Source organism: Lysobacter sp. CA196 (genome assembly GCF_052078695.1).
Taxonomy (GTDB): Bacteria; Pseudomonadota; Gammaproteobacteria; order Xanthomonadales; family Xanthomonadaceae; genus Lysobacter.
Genome location: NZ_JBQJIN010000009.1, coordinates 22,496 through 38,721, shown reverse-complemented (window position 1 = coordinate 38,721; position 16,226 = coordinate 22,496). Strand labels below are relative to the sequence as shown.

Sequence of the window (16,226 nt, the reverse complement as noted above, 5' to 3'; positions counted from 1 at the left end):
GCCACCGAATGTCGCCAATTTCGACGGCGCCCACCCGGGCCGGCCGCGAACTCGGCTATCGTTCGTCCCGACCCCTTTCCCACTGAACCCCGACTCCTCCGACATGAGCACGATCACCCAGATCCACGCCCGCGAAATCCTCGACAGCCGAGGCAACCCGACCCTGGAAGCCGAGGTCACCCTGGCCGATGGCAGCTTCGGCCGCGCCATGGTCCCCTCCGGCGCCTCGACCGGCAGCAAGGAAGCGGTCGAACTGCGCGACGGCGACAAGACCCGTTACCTCGGCAAGGGCGTGCGCAAAGCCGTCGAGAACGTCAACACCACCATCGCCCAGGCGCTCAAGGGCCTGGACGCGACCGACCAGGCCGGCCTCGACCGCCGCATGATCGATCTGGACGGCACCGAGAACAAAGGCCGCCTGGGCGCGAACGCGCTGCTCGGCGTGTCCCTGGCCAACGCGCATGCGGTCGCCGCTTCGCGCAAGCTGCCGCTGTGGAAGTACCTGGCCGGCGATCGCGCCGCGGTACTGCCGGTGCCGATGATGAACATCATCAACGGCGGCGCGCATGCCGACAACAACGTCGACCTGCAGGAATTCATGATCCTGCCGGTGGGCGTGCCGACCTTCGCCGAGGCGCTGCGCGCCGGCGCCGAGGTGTTCCATGCGCTGAAGTCGGTGCTCAAGGGCCGCGGCCTCAGCACCGCGGTCGGCGACGAGGGCGGTTTCGCCCCCGACCTGCGCAGCAACGAGGAAGCGCTGGAAACCATCCTCGAAGCGATCGGCAAGGCCGGTTACAAGGCCGGCGAAGACATCCTGCTGGGCCTGGACGTCGCCTCCACCGAGTTCTACGACAACGGCAAGTACCACCTCGTCGGCGAAGGCAAGCGCCTGACCAGCGAGCAGTTCGTCGACTTCCTGGCCGGCTGGGCCGCGCAGTACCCGATCGTGACCATCGAAGACGGCATGGCCGAGGACGATTGGGCCGGCTGGAAGCTGCTGACCGAGAAGATCGGCAACAAGGTGCAACTGGTCGGCGACGACCTGTTCGTGACCAATCCGAAGATCTTCAAGGAAGGCATCGACAAGGGCGTGGCCAACTCGATCCTGATCAAGGTCAACCAGATCGGCACCCTCACCGAGACCCTGGAAGCGATCGCGATGGCCGATGCGGCCAAGTACGCGGCCGTGGTCTCCCACCGTTCGGGCGAAACCGAGGACACCACCATCGCCGACATCTCGGTGGCGACCACCGCGACCCAGATCAAGACCGGCTCGCTGTGCCGCAGCGACCGTGTCGCCAAGTACAACCAGTTGCTGCGCATCGAAGAGCAACTCGGCGCCGCGGCGAAGTACGCCGGACGCGATGCGTTCGTGTCGCTGCGTCGCTGAGCGCGGCTGAGTCGCCATGGCCGAGAACACGGGCAAGCGCTGGCTGAGCGTGCTGGTACTGGCGTTGCTGGCGCTGCTCGCGTTTTTGCAGTATCGGCTGTGGTGGGCCGGCGGCGGCAGCGGCGGCAGCGTCGCCGCGCTGCAGGCCCAGGTCGACGGCCAGACCCGCGAGAACCAGGGGCTGCAGCAACGCAACGACGCGCTCGCCGCCGAGGTCGAGGACCTCAAGTCCGGCGAGGCCGCGGTCGAGGAGCGCGCGCGCAGCGAGCTGGGCATGATCAAGCCCGGCGAGACCTTCTATCGCGTGGTCGAGGCCAAGCCGCAGGCGCCGGGTGCGAATGCGGCCGCGGCGGTCAGCGCAGTGCAGAACGGCGCGGCACCGGGCGAGCAGGCCACGCCGGACGAATCGAGTCTGGAAGAACAGGTCGACGAACCGCCGAGCGAATTGCCGCCACCGGCGCCCGAACCGGCTCCGTCCGAGCCGCCGGCACCGGTGCGCGAGCGGCCGGCGCATTGAGGCGATGAACGCGGCGACGCATTCGCGCCTGAGTTTTTTCAAGGGATACGACGCATGATCTGGGCCGTGATTCCTGCCGCCGGCCGCGGCCAGCGCTTCGGCGGGCCGACCCCGAAACAGTATCTGCAGGCGGCCGGCAAGCCGCTGATCGAACACGCCTTGAACGCCTTGCTCGCGCACCCGCGCGTGGCCGGGGCGATGGTCGCGTTGTCGCCGGGCGACAGCCTGTGGCCGGGTTGGACCGACTTGCACGGCAAGCCGGTGCTGCGTTGCATCGGCGGCGGCGAACGCGCCGACTCGGTGCTGGCGGCCTTGCGCGCGCTGCCCGCGGAGGTCGGCGATGAAGCATTGGTGCTGGTCCACGATGCGGCACGGCCGAACCTGCGCGGCCACGACCTCGACCTGTTGATCGCAGCCGCCGAAGCCAGCGCCGACGGCGCGATTCTCGGCGCGCCCTTGCGCGACACCTTGAAGCGCGCCGCCGATGGCCGCATCGCCGCCACCGAGCCGCGCGACGGTTTGTGGCGCGCGTTCACGCCGCAGGCCTTTCGTCGCGGCGCCCTGACCGCGGCGCTGGAGGCGGCCGCGCAGGCCGGCGTGATCGTCACCGACGAGGCCTCGGCGATGGAACGCATCGGCGCGAAACCGCATCTGGTCGAAGGCCGCGAGGACAATCTCAAGGTGACCACGCCAGCGGATCTGGCGTTGGCGGAATACCTACTAAACAAAATCTGAGGAGATGCAAGCGAGTGAAGAGGAGTGAGCAGTGAGCGAAAGCGCGGCATGCTGGCGCCCAGCGCTCCTGCTCCTGCTTCCGCTCACTGCTCACTCCTCTTCGCTCACTCCTTTACCGCAGGTCCACTCATGAACATTCGCATCGGCCAAGGCTACGACGTCCACGCATTCGGCGACGGCGACCACATCATGCTCGGCGGGGTGCGGGTGCCGCACGACCGCGGCGTGGTCGCGCATTCCGACGGCGACGTGGTCATCCACGCGCTGTGCGATGCGCTGCTCGGCGCGCTCGCGCTCGGCGACATCGGCCAGCATTTCCCGCCCAGCGACGAGCGTTGGCGCGATGCCGACAGCCGCCAGTTCCTGCGTCATTGCCAAGTGTTGATCGCCGAACGCGGTTACAAGCTCGGCAACGCCGACGTCACCGTGGTCTGCGAACGGCCCAAGGTCGGCCCGCATGCGCAGGCGATGCGCGAGGCGCTGGCCGCCGATCTCAGCGTCGAACTCGATGCGATCAGCGTCAAGGCCACCACCAGCGAACAGCTCGGTTTCACCGGCCGCCGCGAAGGCATCGCGGCGATGGCGGTCTGCCTGTTGGTGTCGGCATGAGCGAGGATTCGCGCGACGACCTGGCGCAGAGCGGTTCCGAGCAGGACGCAGCGTTGGCACGTGCCCATGGCGCGGCCGTGCTCGGTGCGCGCATCCGCACCTCGTCCGAGGATTTCCGGGTCGAGGAACTGCCCGGTTTCGCCGCCAGCGGCAGCGGCGAGCATCTGCTGCTGACGGTGGAAAAGCGCGGCATGAACACCGCCTTCGCGGCCAAGCGCATCGCCGCCTGGGCCGGCATCGGCGAAGTCGGGATCGGCTACGCCGGGCTCAAGGACCGGCATGCGGTCACCGTGCAGCGCTTCAGCGTGCATCTGCCCAAGCGCGTCGCGCCCGATCTGGCGAGCCTGCAGGACGACGAACTGCGCGTGCTCGACAGCCAGTGGCATGCGAAGAAACTGCCGCGCGGCGCCTTGGCCGGCAATCGTTTCGTACTGACCCTGCGCGAGATTCGAGGCGAACGCGAAGCGATCGACGCACGCCTGGCGCAGATCGTGGCGCGCGGCGTGCCGAACTATTTCGGCGAACAGCGTTTCGGACGCGACGGCGACAATGTCGCCAATGCCCTGGCGATGTTCGCCGGGCGCCGGGTGCGTCGCGAACAACGCAGTCTGTTGCTGTCGGCGGCACGCTCGGAACTGTTCAATCGAGCCCTTGCGGTGCGCGTGGCCGACGGCAGCTGGGACGGCTTGCGCAACGGCGCGTCGCTCATCGGCGAGGTCTGGGCCCTGGCCGGCAGCCGCAGCGTGTTCGGTCCGGAAGCCTGGAACGAGACGCTCGCGCAGCGCCTGGCCGCTTTCGACATCCATCCCAGCGGTCCCTTGTGGGGGCGCGGCGAGCTGCGCAGCACCGACGAGGTGCGCACGCTGGAGTTGGCCGCGCTCGAAGGCGAGCAGGCGCTGGCCTTGCGTGCGGGCCTGGAAGCGGCGGGGCTCGATCAGGAGCGTCGCGCGCTGCGCCTGCGCCCGGACGGCCTGGCCTGGCGCTGGCTCGACGACGGTGCGTTGGAGGTGTCGTTCGCCTTGCCGGCTGGCGCCTACGCCACCGTGGTCCTGGCCGAGCTCGGCGAGATCCGCTCCGGGCCTGCCTGACCCCGCGCTCGCGGAATCTGCGCCCCGCAATCCGGTATTCGTGAAGTCCGCATCCATGAAGTCCGCACCCACGAAGCCGGCGCTCGCGCAATCGCTGCGAGCGCCGCCGGCGATTAGCCCGGGATAACGAATTCGCCGGCGTTTTCGCCGCTTTCGGCCGTCGAAAGCGACCGTTCGTCGGGTGCCATGCGGTGGCACTGGTTCACGTTTCCGGCCGGCGTATAAGCCGAAGGTGACAGCCGGCACGTGCCGGTTGCCGTCCGGCCGCGCTGAACCGCCGCCGGACTCCACCGCGTCAGGGAGTCGGGTCATGAACGCTACGTTGCGTATTGCCGTCCTGTCGTTGTCGGTGCTGGGCCTGTGCGCATGCGCGGGGACCCAGACCAGAAGCAGCTATGCCGAACCCTCGGTCTCCAAGCACGCCATCGCCGGCATGAGCCGCGACGACCGTTACGTCAGCGCGGTCGAGCGCCTCGCCAAGCGTCGCGGCATCGAAGTGGTCTGGGTCAATCCGCCGGATCGCCGCACGATGGGCGGGCATCAGGAAGAGTGACGGCGCCGACGGGCCCGAGCCGAAGGGCGGGATCTAAGCTCGGACCCGGGGCTTAGCGCCGTTTGCGCGGCGCCAGCAGTACCAGCACCGCTCCGGTGCCGCCCTGCGCGGGCGGTGCGGAGTGGAAGGCCAGGGTGTCGGCGCGCTGGCGCAGCATCCGGTCGACCAGATTCTTGAGCACCGGCAGGCCGCGGCTGTCGACGAAGTCGTTGCCGCCGCCGCGCCCCTTGCCGTGGATCACCCGCACGCAACCCACGCCGTGTTCGCGGGCATCGTTGAGAAAGGCGCGCAGCAGCGCCTCGGCCTCGCGCACCGGGCTGCCGTGCAGGTCCAGCTCCTCCTGGGCCGAGATCTCGCCGCGCTTCAGCCGCGCGAACACCCGCGGCGGCAGCTCGTTGCGGCGATAGCTGAGCGCATCGCCGGCTTCGAGCAGGTTTTCCTCCAGGGCATGGCGGAACTCTTCGCGAGCCGCGGCCTCGTCGCGCTCGGCCATGCGCGCACGCGGACGCGGCTTCGGCGCGGTCGGCGGCAATGGCGCATCGGGCAGGCGGCGGACTTCGCCGATCGCGGCACGGAACAGGGCCGCGTCGTCGCTGTCGTCGCTGTCGTCGTCGGGACGGTCGGGTGGGGGCGTCATGGGCACAGCATAAAAGCCCCGGCCCATCCTTGGGACCTGCGGCCCGTCGGTATCGGGCCGGCACCGGGGAAAAACCAAGGTGCGGTGCGCGCCGCGAAGTCCCCTCGCGCCGTGCGGCGCGCATGCGTCAGCGAACACCGCGTGCATCCAGTTCAGCATGGGCGAGCGCGCATGCGCGGCCGGCCTGTAAGAACAGACAGGTGATCGGGTGGGACCGGTGCGGCCAACGACCAGCGCCCGGAGCGCGCCTCGTCGCTCGCGTTCGCGACGGTCACGACGAGGCGGTTACAGAAAGATCAGGCCCAAGGCGACCGCACGCGCGCAAGCGGCGCGGCGGCCCTTGACGCCGAGCTTGCGGGCCACCTGCTGCAAGTGGAAATTCACCGTGCGCTCGCTGATCCGCAGGATCATCGAGATCTCCCACGAGGTCTTGCCGATCGCCGACCAGCGCAGCACTTCGCGTTCGCGTTCGCTGACGGTCGGCAGCGTCTGCCGTTGCCGCATCAGCCGATCCAGCGTGGCCTGCATGCAACTGACGAAATACACCGCCGAGGCGACCGTCGGGATCATCTCGCGCGGGTCGACGATCGCGGTGTGGGTGAAGGTCATGAACGACCAGCGCATGCCCTGCGACCAGCTCGGCACGGTGATGCCGCCGCGCAGACCGTGCTCGCCGGCGATCTCCAGCGTGCGCCGTGTGCGCTGTCGCAGATAGACCCGCGCGCCGAGCTCGTAGCTGGTCTGGCCGCGGCAGTTCCAGGACGCCGCCGGCAGACCTTCGCGGGCCTGGATGATGCGTGGGTCGGAGCGCTCGGCCTGGGCCGAGGCGAGGCCGGGATAGGTCTTGGACCAGTCGCTGGCGAAGTCCTCGAAGAAAAAGAAGTCGTCCGACGCCCCGCTGCCGAGGCCGGGCTGCAGCGTCGGCTCCTGCAGTTTCATCGCATAGCCATGATGCTGAAACCCCAGCGCCCTGGTATAGGCGGACGTGGTCGATTTCACCTCGTCGAGCGACTGGGCGCGAAACACGCGATCGATATGCTCCCAATACTGCATGCCTTGCCTGCATTCAGTCGGTATGGCGCCCATCTTAACGCCCGGCGCCCGTCCGAACCCCCGGGCCAGATCGGGTATCATCCTGCCTTTGATTGCGGAATCCTCATGCGCGTATTGGTCAGCAACGACGACGGCGTCGACGCACCCGGCATTCGCATCCTCGCTCAGGGGCTGCGCGAAGCAGGTCACGAGGTGCTGGTGGTTGCTCCCGATCGCGACCGCTCCGGCGCCAGCAATTCGTTGACGCTGGACATGCCGGTACGCGTGCACAAGCTCGACGAATCGACCTGGCGCGTCTACGGCACGCCGACCGACTGCGTCCACGTGGCGATCACCGGCATGCTCGAAGTCGAGCCCGACATCGTCGTCTCCGGCATCAACAACACCGCCAATCTCGGCGACGACGTGATCTATTCCGGCACCGTCGCCGCGGCGATGGAAGGCCGCTTCCTGGGCCTGCCCGCGGTGGCGATGTCGCTGGCGACCGCCGACCACGTCGGCCGCCACTACGAAACCGCGGCGCGCGCGGCGGTGGAGATCATCGCCCGCCTGCGCACCGATCCGCTGCCGGCCGACACCATCCTCAACGTCAACGTGCCCGATCTGCCCTGGAGCGAGATCGCCGGCTTCGAAGTCACCCGCCTGGGCAACCGCCATCGCGCCGAAGCCTGCACCCCGCAACAAGACCCGCGCGGCCGCCAGTGGTGGTGGATCGGCGCGGCCGGCGCCGAGCAGGACGCCGGCCCCGGCACCGATTTCCAGGCGGTGCGCACCGGCAATATCTCGATCACCCCGATCCATGTCGACCTGACCCGCTACCAGGCGCTCGACCAGGTCGCCAGTTGGGTCGGCGGTCTGGCCGACGCGCTGGCGCAGCCGGAGCCGCGCGCGCCGGAGTCGGTCGCATGATCCAGCGCATGCGTCTGCAGCCCGAGGCGATCGGCAGCGGCCTGACCTCGCAGCGCGTGCGCGACCGCCTGGTCGAGCGCCTGCGCGAGGCCGGCATCCGCGACGAGCGCGTGCTCAACGCGATCCGCACCGTGCCGCGCCATCTGTTCGTCGACGAAGCGCTGGCGATGCGCGCCTACGAAGACACCGCCTTGCCGATCGGCCACGGCCAGACCATTTCCCAGCCCTGGGTGGTGGCCAAGATGACCGAGGCGCTGCTCGAAGACGGCATACCCGGCAAAGTGCTGGAAATCGGCACCGGCTCGGGCTATCAGGCGGCGATCCTCGCCGCACTCGGCCTGGAAGTGCATACCGTCGAACGCATCGGCGAGTTGCTGCGCACCGCGCGCAAGCGATTCCGCCAACTCGGTCTCAACGTGCGCAGCAAGCACGATGACGGCCGCATCGGTTGGCCCGAGAATGGCCCCTTCGACGCGATCATCGTCACCGCGGCCGCGCCGGCGCTGGTCGACGCGCTGACCGACCAGCTCGCCGTCGGCGGCACCCTGATCGCGCCGGTCGGCGCCTCCTCCTCGCAGTCGCTGTTGAAGCTGCGCAAGGACGCCGACGGCAACATCAGCCAACACACGCTCGCGCCGGTGGTCTTCGTGCCATTGCTGTCGGGCATGATCGACTGACACCTCACCCGACAGGGGTTCGCTTTTGAAGATCTTCGGTCCGCTCTACGAGCGCGCGCTGACCTGGGCCCGGCATCGCCACGCGCCGGCCTATCTCACCGGCTTGAGCTTCGTGGAAGCCATCATTTTCCCGATCATGCCCGAGGTGATGCTGGCGCCGATGTGCGTCGGCGCGCCGCGACGCGCGTTCTGGTTCGCGACCCTGAGCCTGATCGGCTCGATGGCCGGTGCGCTTGTCGGCTATGCCCTGGGCCATTACGCCTTCGAGGCGCTCAAGCCGGTGTTCGCGGCGATGGGCATGCTCGCCGGCATCGAGGCCGGCATCGCCACGGTCCAGGCCAAGATGGTCGAGTCGCCGTGGGCGGTATTCACCTTCCTGGTCCTCGGCGGTTTCATGCCGATCCCGATGAAGGTGTTCACCTGGGCGTCGGGTATTGTCGGCGTGCCTATGCTGCAATACGTGCTGAGCATGTTGATCGGCCGCGGCAAGCGGGTGTTCCTGCTGGCGCTGGCGATCCGCATCGGCGGCGAACGCGCCGAGGCGACGCTGCGACGCTACATCGAGCCGATCGGCTGGATTGCCACGGCCATCATCGCGGCCGCCGTAGTCTGGTTGATATGGCGCTCGCAGCAGGGCTGAGGCCGCTGCGAACCCCGCAATGACGAAACACCGGAACATGGACGCTGCAAGAGGATGCGCATGATCGAGACGACCCGGACCCCGACCCTGGCGATGGCCGCCTGCGTTCTGGCCGCGCTTGCCCTGATCGGCTGTTCGAGCACGGTGGTCCGCGAGCCTTCGCGCGGTCATTCCAGCCGCGGTCCGTCGCGCCCCTCGGCGCGTCCGGCGCCGCCGCGTCCGTCCAGGCCCAAGCCTGGCGCGACCATCGTCGTGCAGCGCGGCGAAGGCTTGTACCGCATCGCTACCAACAATGGCATCCAGGTCGCCGACCTCGCTGCCTGGAACGGCCTCTCGCCGCCGTACACCCTTTACCCCGGCCAGCGTCTGCGCCTGTACCCATCGAGCGGCGGCGGCAGTCGCCCCTCGGCGGGCACGCCGTCGAGCAGTGGCGGCAGCGCGCCGCGGCCCACGTCGCCGGCGCCGGTCGCCGCACCGATCAACAGCGGCATCCGCTGGCGTTGGCCGGCCGACGGCCCCTTGCTGAGCCGCTACGTCGCCAACGAGCCGACCAAGCAGGGCGTCGACATCGCCGGCTCCAGCGGCGCCGCGGTACGCGCGGCCGCCGACGGCGTGGTGGTCTATTCGGGCACGGGCCTGGTCGGTTACGGCGAACTGATCATCGTCAAGCACAACGAACAATGGTTGTCGGCTTACGGCCACAACCGCAAGCGCCTGGTCAACGAAGGCCAGGTGGTCAAGTCCGGCGAACAGATCGCCGAGATGGGCCGCAGCGGCGCCGCGCGCGACATGCTGCATTTCGAGGTGCGCTACAACGCCAAGCCGGTCGACCCGCTGTTGTACCTGCCGGCGAAGTAAGCGGCTTCAGCCCGGCCGGGCTGTCGCGGTAAGCCGGCACAGCGAGGTCTTGCGCGAAAAATCCTCGCCCCAGGTGCGGAAACCGCCTGCGTCGATGTGCAGATGACGGCGGTCGTAGAAGCCGAGACCGAAGCCGGTCGCGCCGCCGCGACGGCGCCAGAATGCGCACAACTCGCGGGTCGGGGCGTCGACAGCCAAGTCGAAATCGTAGGCGCCGCCGCTCATGTGCCGGCTGCGCGAACTGCCGCCTTCGCAGCGGTTGAGGGCCTCGTCGCGGTACCCCGAATTGATCTCGGCACCGGCCAGCAGCCCGGCACGGCGCAGTTCGCCGATCAGGCGCAGCGTCCGCACCGTATCCGGCCAGGCCGGTTTCGGCGGCAACGCGAACTCGGGGGCGCCGCAGACGCGCCAGCGGCGTCCGCTGCGCAGCAACTGCCTCATCGGCACGAATCCGGCGGCACCGTGGGCGTGCAGATAGCCGCGGTATTCCTCGACCGCAGCCTGATGGCCGTCGCCGAGCCAATGTTGGTAACGCTCGGCCGGCGAGGGCGGGGCGCAGGCGGCGAGCAGCATCGCCAGAATCGCCAGGCTTGGGACGATCAGAGGTGCCGGCCACCGCGAGCGGGGCGCAGCGAAGCTCATGCGCCGAGCACGAACCCCATGACGATGCGCCGGCCTTCACCGGCCAGCACGTTGAAGGTGCGTGCGGCGGCCGGGTTGGTCATGGTTTCCAGGCCGACACCGCGGCCGAGACAGGCGGCCAGGGTCGCCGCCGGCGGAAACGCCTGGGTCGCGCCGCAGCCGAGCACGATCAATTCCGGTTCCAGCGCGAACACCAGCGCCAGGTCCTCGATGGTCAGGGTCTTCACGTCGCGCACCGGCCAGTCTTCGATCAGCCGGTTCGGCGCGAGGATGAAACTGCGTTCGAGGCGGCGATCGTTGACCAGCGCGACCTGGCCGTCGGCGCCGCGCAGGAAGAACTCGTGATCGGGACGTTCCAGGGTCAGTAGCATGGCGGCAGGCGATGTGAGGCCGGGGCGGGCGCGAGCGCCGCGCGTTGCGGGCCGGTCGGGCCGGCGACGGCGGCAGACCGGATCAGGTCCGCGGCAGGACGATCTGGCGCTTTTCCTTGCTCGGGCGGTACAGCACGGCGGTATGGCCGATGCGTTGGACCAGGGCAGCGTCGGTGCGCTCGGCAATCTCAGCGATGGCTGCGTCGCGGGCATCGCGGTCTTCGGCGCCGACCTTGATCTTGATCAGCTCGTGGTGCTCGAGGGCGCTATCGACCTCGGCGACCAGCGCATCGGTGATGCCCTTGCCGCCGACCTGGAGCATGGCCTTGAGGTCGTGGGCCTGTCCGCGCAGGAAACGGGTCTGGGCGGAGGTCAGCAGGGTGGGCATTGGGTCACACGAACGGAGCGGGAGGGGCGCTCAGGGTATCATGGCGTCCCCAACCCCCACCGGGACGGCCGCCCGCACATGGCGACCCGCAGCAAAAGCAGCCAACGCTGGCTCAAGGAACACTTCTCAGACCCCTTCGTAAAGAAGGCCAAGGCCGAAGGTCTGCGTTCGCGCGCCGCCTACAAACTCGAGGAGCTGGTCGAGCGCGACCGCTTGCTCAAGCCGGGCATGGTCGTGGTCGACCTGGGCGCCGCCCCGGGTGGCTGGTCGCAATGGGTCCGCCAGGAGCTGTACCGCCTCAACGCCGCCAAGCCGGGCCGGATCATCGCCCTGGACATCCTGGAGATGCCCGGCCTGGCCGGGGTCGAGTTCATTCTCGGCGATTTCCGCGAGGACCAGGTCTTAACCCAGCTGGAGCAGGCCCTGGCCGGGCAGACGGTGGACCTTGTGCTGTCCGACATGGCCCCCAATATGAGCGGTGTGGATGCGGTGGACCTGCCGCGGGCGATGCACCTTTCCGAGCTGGCGATGGATTTCGCCGACCGGCACCTAAGGGTCGACGGTACCTTCCTGATCAAGCTGTTCCAGGGTGTGGGCTTCGACGATTACGTGCGGGAACTGCGCCGTCGCTACGCCAAGGTCTCGATCCGCAAGCCGGCGGCCTCGCGCAAGCGATCCCCGGAGGTGTACGCGCTGGCGCAGGGCAAGCGGGCCACGCCGACCTGAACGCCAAGGCATCGGGCCGGCGGCCGGCCGACCCGCCTGCTTTTGGCAGGTGTCCGGCGAGCGGTGGTGTGACAATCTGAGCGGTACCGCCGGCGCAAGAGGCGTCGGAGGACACGAGGCCCCACAGGGCCGCAGGCTAGGAAATACATGAACGATTTGGCCAAGAATCTGCTGCTTTGGGTCATCGTCGCCGTCGTGCTGATGGTGGTGTTCCAGGCGTTCGGCCCGCGTACGCCGGGCACCGATGCGCTGGCCTACGACCAGTTCATCAATCAGGTCCAGACCGACGTCATCAAGGAGGTCAAGATCTCCGACGACGGCACGACGATCACCGGCACGCGCAAGGACGGGACCAAGTTCACGACCTACAGCACCCGCGATCCCTACCTGATCAACGACCTGATCAACCACAAGGTCGTGACCGAGCAGACGCCGCCGTCGAGCAGCCCGTCGCTGGTGGTGATCCTGATCAACGTATTGCCCTGGTTGCTGTTCATCGGCATCTGGGTCTATTTCATGCGCCAGATGCAGCAGGGCGGCAGCAAGGGTGCGATGAGCTTCGGCCGTTCGCGCGCCAAGCTGCAGGGCGAGGACCAGGTCAAGGTGACCCTGGCCGACGTCGCCGGCTGCGACGAGGCCAAGGAAGAAGTCGGCGAGCTGGTCGAGTTCCTGCGCGATCCGTCCAAGTTCCAGAAGCTCGGCGGCAAGATTCCGCGCGGCGTGCTGATGGTCGGCCCGCCCGGTACCGGCAAGACCTTGCTCGCGCGTGCGATCGCCGGCGAAGCCAAGGTGCCGTTCTTCAGCATTTCCGGTTCCGATTTCGTCGAGATGTTCGTCGGCGTCGGCGCCAGCCGCGTGCGCGACATGTTCGAGCAGGCCAAGAAGCACGCCCCGTGCATCATCTTCATCGACGAAATCGACGCGGTCGGCCGTCATCGCGGCGCCGGTCTCGGCGGTGGTCATGACGAGCGCGAGCAGACCCTCAACCAGTTGCTGGTCGAGATGGACGGTTTCGAAGGCGGCGAAGGCGTGATCGTGATCGCTGCGACCAACCGCCCCGACGTGCTCGATCCGGCGCTGCTGCGTCCGGGCCGTTTCGACCGCCAGGTCGTGGTCGGCCTGCCGGACGTGAAGGGCCGCGAGCAGATCCTGCGCGTGCACATGCGCAAGCTGCCGCTGCACGACGACGTCGAGCCGATGACCATCGCGCGCGGCACCCCTGGCTTCAGCGGCGCCGATTTGGCCAATCTGTGCAACGAGGCGGCATTGTTCGCCGCGCGCGAGAACGGCAAGGACGTGCGCATGGAGCACTTCGACAAGGCGCGCGACAAGATCCTGATGGGCGCCGAGCGCCGCTCGATGGCGATGAGCGAAGACGAGAAGAAGCTGACCGCCTACCACGAGGCCGGTCACGCCATCGTCGGCCGCATCGTGCCCGAGCACGACCCGGTCTACAAAGTCACCATCATTCCGCGCGGCCGCGCCCTCGGCGTGACCATGTACCTGCCGGAAGGCGACAAGTACTCGATGAACCGCGTGGCCATCGAGTCGATGCTGTGCTCGCTGTACGGCGGCCGCGTCGCCGAGGAGCTGATCTTCGGCGTCGACAAGGTCACCACCGGCGCGTCCAACGACATCGAGCGCGCCACCAAGATGGCCCGCAACATGGTCACCAAGTGGGGCCTCAGCGACGAGATGGGCCCGATCGCCTACGGCGAAGAAGAAGACGAAGTCTTCCTCGGCCGTTCGGTCACCCAGCACAAGAACGTGTCCAACGAGACTGCGCGCCGGATCGACGAAGTCGTGCGCGGCATCCTCGACAAGGCCTACGGCCGCACCTCGCAGATCCTCAAGGACAACCTCGACAAGCTGCATGCGATGGCCGAAGCCCTGCTGCAGTACGAAACCATCGATGCCGCGCAGATCGACGACATCATGGCCGGCCGCGAGCCGGGTCCGCCGGCCGATTGGGCCAAGTCGGGCCGCATCTCCAAGGACGACCCGGGTCCGGGCCGCCCCGGCAGCCAGATCGGCGGGCCTGCGGCGCAGACTTAAGGGCCGGGACTCGGGACTCGGTAAAGCACCGGGACTCGGGACTCGGGTTTCGGCAAAGCACAAAGCGAACGGCGCCTGAGCAATCGGGCGCCGTTTCTTTTTGGCCGGGATTCGTGATTCGGGATTGGTAGAGGCCAAAGCCTCGAGGGACATCCAGGTCGGGTGGATGTTTTTGCTCCCGACCGAAGTTAAGCATCCAGAATGCTTGCGTAAGCTCGAGGCAGCGCGAAAACTCTTTCCCGAGTCCCGAGTCCCGAGTCCCGAGTCCCGAGTCCCGAGTCCCGAGTCCCGAGTCCCGAGTCCCGAGTCCCGAGTCCCGAGTCCCGAGTCCCGAGTCCCGAGTCCCGAGTCCCGAGTCCCGAGTCTTCAACCCGAATCCTGAGTCCCGAATCCATGTTCGATCTCGCCACGACCCTCGACTGCAACGGCCGCCGCCTGGTTCTCGACCGCCCGCGCATCATGGGCATCGTCAACGTGACCCCCGATTCCTTTTCCGACGGCGGCGCTCATGACCGCCTCGAGGCCGCGGTCGCACACGGCCTGAAGTTGGCAGAGGAGGGCGCCGACCTGCTCGACATCGGCGGCGAATCGACCCGCCCCGGCGCGGCCGAGGTGCCGCTGGAAGAAGAACTGCGGCGCACGATCCCGGTGATCGAGCGCCTCGCCCGCGAGACCATGCTGCCGATCAGCATCGACACCTCCAAGCCGGAGGTCATGCGCGCCGCGGTCGCCGCCGGCGCCGGCCTGATCAACGATGTCTATGCCCTGCGCCGCGAGGGGGCGCTCGATGCCGCCGCCGAACTCGGCGTGCCGGTGGTGCTGATGCACATGCAGGGCGAGCCGCGCTCGATGCAGACCGACCCGGTCTACGACGACGTCGTCGCCGAAGTGCATCGCTTCCTGGTCGAGCGCCTGTTCGCCGCCGAGATGGCCGGCATCGCCAAGAAGCGGATCGTCGTCGATCCCGGCTTCGGCTTCGGCAAGACCCTCGCCCACAACCTGGCCCTGCTCGCGCAGTTGGAGCGTTTCGGCGAACTCGGTGTGCCGGTACTCGCGGGGCTGTCGCGCAAGCGCAGCATCGGCGAGCTCACCGGCCGCGACGACGCGCAGCAGCGCATCCACGGCTCGGTCGCCGCGCACCTGATCGCGGCCCAGCGCGGCGCCAAGCTGCTGCGCGTGCACGATGTCGCCGCCACTGTCGACGCGATCAAGGTCTGGGAAGCGGTGGCGGCGCAGCCGATGCCGCGGCGCGCGGCTTCGTCGGCGCCGAGCCTGAAATGGCCCGACGACGAATAAGCGTCTTCTCGGCTGCGGTGCCCGGCGCGAACAACCCGGTGACCTGAAACGAAGCGGCCGTCTGCGACCAGAGTCCGCAAAACCGCCGTCGCTGAAGTGCTCGGCCTTTGACGCTGTGGGCTGAGCGGCCGGCGTGAGAAAGCGATGCGGCACCCGATCGGCGCCTTGTCATCCTCAACAATCGCGATGATCGCGAAAGCCTTGCCGCGCAAGGCGTGAAACACGCTGCATGAAGTTTATCCGCAGCCTTGTCCACAGCCATCGTGGATGGTGCGATGCAGCCGTTTCGATGAGTCGTGTGCAGGTGGCGGCCGGTCCCGGCTTTCGAGCAGCGAGGACATCGAAGCGTGTCGCTGCCGCAATCCGGCGCTGCGTCCGCCAGCGCGAAGTCAAGCGTTTGACGAAGCGAGCGGCCTGTGGCCTTCGACCCGCGGTGCGTGGTCAAAATTTCGCCATAATTCGTGCGCCCTTGCGGCACAAGGCGTGAAACCCGATTCCACTGCGTGTGTCCGCAGCCTTGTCCACAGCGATTGTGGACATTGCACGAACTGTTTCGCGCAACGAAGCTTCCGCAACTGCGCCTCGGCTGGATATTTTGCGCGGTCTACATCGGCATCGGTCCGCATGTGCACATCGCCCGCTCAATCCGGCTCAATCCGGAAGGGATGCGTGGCCGCACGATTTCGGCCCTTTCCGTGCGTGGTCAAATTTTCGCCATAGTTGCTGCGCCCTTGCGGCGTAAGGCGTGAAACCCGATTCCATCGCCGCTGTCCGCAGCTTTGTCCACAGCCTTTGTGGACATCGCCGCACGCATGCCGCAGGCGATGCGGTTGCGTGTTTGTTGTGAGGCGACACGACACCATGCCGGTTGTGTCCATAGCGGCGACGAGCATTCGCCGGATGCCGCATCGCCTTCGATGTCAAGTCTTGGCTGGCGATTTCCCGCGAATTTCTTCGTCGCGAACGCGTGGCTAAAAATTGATCAAACTTGTCGCGGCCTTGTCACATAAGGCGTGAAACACGGTTGCACGGTGTCTGTCCGCAGGTTTGTCCACAGCGATTGTGGACAGCGCTTCGCGTCG

General features: G+C 67.9%; 18 protein-coding genes and 1 pseudogene. 14 read left to right on the top strand and 5 right to left on the bottom strand.

All coding sequences use genetic code 11. The features are described 5' to 3' along the window. The first annotated feature begins 103 nt into the window (after positions 1–103). The 6 genes and pseudogenes from eno to ACTOWK_RS10475 all read left to right on the top strand — a co-directional run bounded on the left by eno (position 104) and on the right by ACTOWK_RS10475 (position 4,892). Positions 104–1,390, top strand: coding sequence for a phosphopyruvate hydratase (gene eno, locus ACTOWK_RS10500; protein WP_441330117.1), 1,287 nt, complete (start codon positions 104–106; stop codon positions 1,388–1,390). Between the two features lie 16 nt (positions 1,391–1,406). After that, positions 1,407–1,778, top strand: a pseudogene (ftsB, locus tag ACTOWK_RS10495) (cell division protein FtsB); the annotation flags it as partial. 174 nt (positions 1,779–1,952) lie between these two features. Next, positions 1,953–2,642: a 2-C-methyl-D-erythritol 4-phosphate cytidylyltransferase gene (gene ispD / locus ACTOWK_RS10490; protein ID WP_441330231.1), complete on the top strand. Its 690-nt coding sequence runs from the start codon at positions 1,953–1,955 to the stop codon at positions 2,640–2,642. A gap of 129 nt (positions 2,643–2,771) precedes the next feature. Then, positions 2,772–3,251 carry a 2-C-methyl-D-erythritol 2,4-cyclodiphosphate synthase gene (gene ispF / locus ACTOWK_RS10485; protein ID WP_441330116.1) on the top strand — a complete coding sequence of 160 codons (480 nt, stop codon included), beginning with the start codon at positions 2,772–2,774 and terminating at the stop codon, positions 3,249–3,251. After that, the gene (truD, locus tag ACTOWK_RS10480; protein WP_441330115.1) at positions 3,248–4,339 is read left to right on the top strand and encodes a tRNA pseudouridine(13) synthase TruD; all 1,092 of its coding nucleotides are present in this window, start codon (positions 3,248–3,250) and stop codon (positions 4,337–4,339) included. Before ispF ends, truD begins: the two co-directional genes overlap by 4 nt. 310 nt (positions 4,340–4,649) lie before the next feature. Beyond that, positions 4,650–4,892: a hypothetical protein gene (locus ACTOWK_RS10475; protein WP_441330114.1), complete on the top strand. Its 243-nt coding sequence runs from the start codon at positions 4,650–4,652 to the stop codon at positions 4,890–4,892. Positions 4,893–4,944: 52 nt separating this feature from the next. Here ACTOWK_RS10475 and ACTOWK_RS10470 read toward each other — a convergent pair whose 3' ends face one another. Further along, positions 4,945–5,529, bottom strand: coding sequence for a Smr/MutS family protein (locus tag ACTOWK_RS10470; RefSeq protein ID WP_441330113.1), 585 nt, complete (start codon positions 5,527–5,529; stop codon positions 4,945–4,947). 285 nt (positions 5,530–5,814) lie between these two features. Then, a complete protein-coding gene (locus ACTOWK_RS10465; protein ID WP_441330112.1) occupies positions 5,815–6,582 on the bottom strand; it encodes a helix-turn-helix transcriptional regulator in 768 nt (255 codons plus the stop codon). Between the two features lie 105 nt (positions 6,583–6,687). On the opposite strand from ACTOWK_RS10465, the gene surE reads away from it, so the two are divergent. The 4 genes from surE to ACTOWK_RS10445 are packed head-to-tail and all read left to right on the top strand — an operon-like array spanning position 6,688 to position 9,666. Further along, positions 6,688–7,491: a 5'/3'-nucleotidase SurE gene (gene surE / locus ACTOWK_RS10460; protein WP_441330111.1), complete on the top strand. Its 804-nt coding sequence runs from the start codon at positions 6,688–6,690 to the stop codon at positions 7,489–7,491. Next, on the top strand, positions 7,488–8,168 hold the full coding sequence (locus tag ACTOWK_RS10455; RefSeq protein ID WP_031374354.1) for a protein-L-isoaspartate(D-aspartate) O-methyltransferase: 681 nt from the start codon (positions 7,488–7,490) through the stop codon (positions 8,166–8,168). The genes surE and ACTOWK_RS10455 overlap by 4 nt, the downstream gene beginning before the upstream one ends. A 25-nt stretch (positions 8,169–8,193) precedes the next feature. Continuing rightward, a complete protein-coding gene (locus ACTOWK_RS10450) occupies positions 8,194–8,808 on the top strand; it encodes a YqaA family protein (protein WP_441330110.1) in 615 nt (204 codons plus the stop codon). 60 nt (positions 8,809–8,868) lie between these two features. Beyond that, positions 8,869–9,666: a peptidoglycan DD-metalloendopeptidase family protein gene (locus tag ACTOWK_RS10445; RefSeq protein WP_441330109.1), complete on the top strand. Its 798-nt coding sequence runs from the start codon at positions 8,869–8,871 to the stop codon at positions 9,664–9,666. A gap of 6 nt (positions 9,667–9,672) precedes the next feature. Here ACTOWK_RS10445 and ACTOWK_RS10440 read toward each other — a convergent pair whose 3' ends face one another. From ACTOWK_RS10440 to yhbY, 3 genes are all read right to left on the bottom strand, one after another. Continuing rightward, positions 9,673–10,308, bottom strand: coding sequence for a D-Ala-D-Ala carboxypeptidase family metallohydrolase (locus ACTOWK_RS10440; RefSeq protein WP_441330108.1), 636 nt, complete (start codon positions 10,306–10,308; stop codon positions 9,673–9,675). Next, positions 10,305–10,679, bottom strand: a complete 375-nt coding sequence (locus tag ACTOWK_RS10435) for an Mth938-like domain-containing protein (protein ID WP_441330107.1) — start codon at positions 10,677–10,679, stop codon at positions 10,305–10,307. The genes ACTOWK_RS10440 and ACTOWK_RS10435 overlap by 4 nt, the downstream gene beginning before the upstream one ends. Before the next feature lie 82 nt (positions 10,680–10,761). Further along, the gene (yhbY, locus tag ACTOWK_RS10430; RefSeq protein ID WP_441330106.1) at positions 10,762–11,067 is read right to left on the bottom strand and encodes a ribosome assembly RNA-binding protein YhbY; all 306 of its coding nucleotides are present in this window, start codon (positions 11,065–11,067) and stop codon (positions 10,762–10,764) included. Positions 11,068–11,145: 78 nt separating this feature from the next. On the opposite strand from yhbY, the gene rlmE reads away from it, so the two are divergent. The 4 genes from rlmE (at position 11,146) to ACTOWK_RS10410 (ending at position 15,893) form a co-directional block, all read left to right on the top strand. After that, positions 11,146–11,793, top strand: a complete 648-nt coding sequence (gene rlmE / locus ACTOWK_RS10425) for a 23S rRNA (uridine(2552)-2'-O)-methyltransferase RlmE (RefSeq protein WP_441330105.1) — start codon at positions 11,146–11,148, stop codon at positions 11,791–11,793. Positions 11,794–11,940: 147 nt separating this feature from the next. Next, positions 11,941–13,848, top strand: a complete 1,908-nt coding sequence (gene ftsH / locus ACTOWK_RS10420) for an ATP-dependent zinc metalloprotease FtsH (RefSeq protein ID WP_441330104.1) — start codon at positions 11,941–11,943, stop codon at positions 13,846–13,848. Positions 13,849–14,241: 393 nt separating this feature from the next. Next, on the top strand, positions 14,242–15,144 hold the full coding sequence (gene folP / locus ACTOWK_RS10415; RefSeq protein WP_441330103.1) for a dihydropteroate synthase: 903 nt from the start codon (positions 14,242–14,244) through the stop codon (positions 15,142–15,144). 539 nt (positions 15,145–15,683) lie between these two features. Continuing rightward, entirely contained in the window at positions 15,684–15,893 is a 210-nt protein-coding gene (locus ACTOWK_RS10410; RefSeq protein WP_441330102.1) for a hypothetical protein, read from the top strand. The last annotated feature ends 333 nt before the right edge of the window (positions 15,894–16,226 follow it).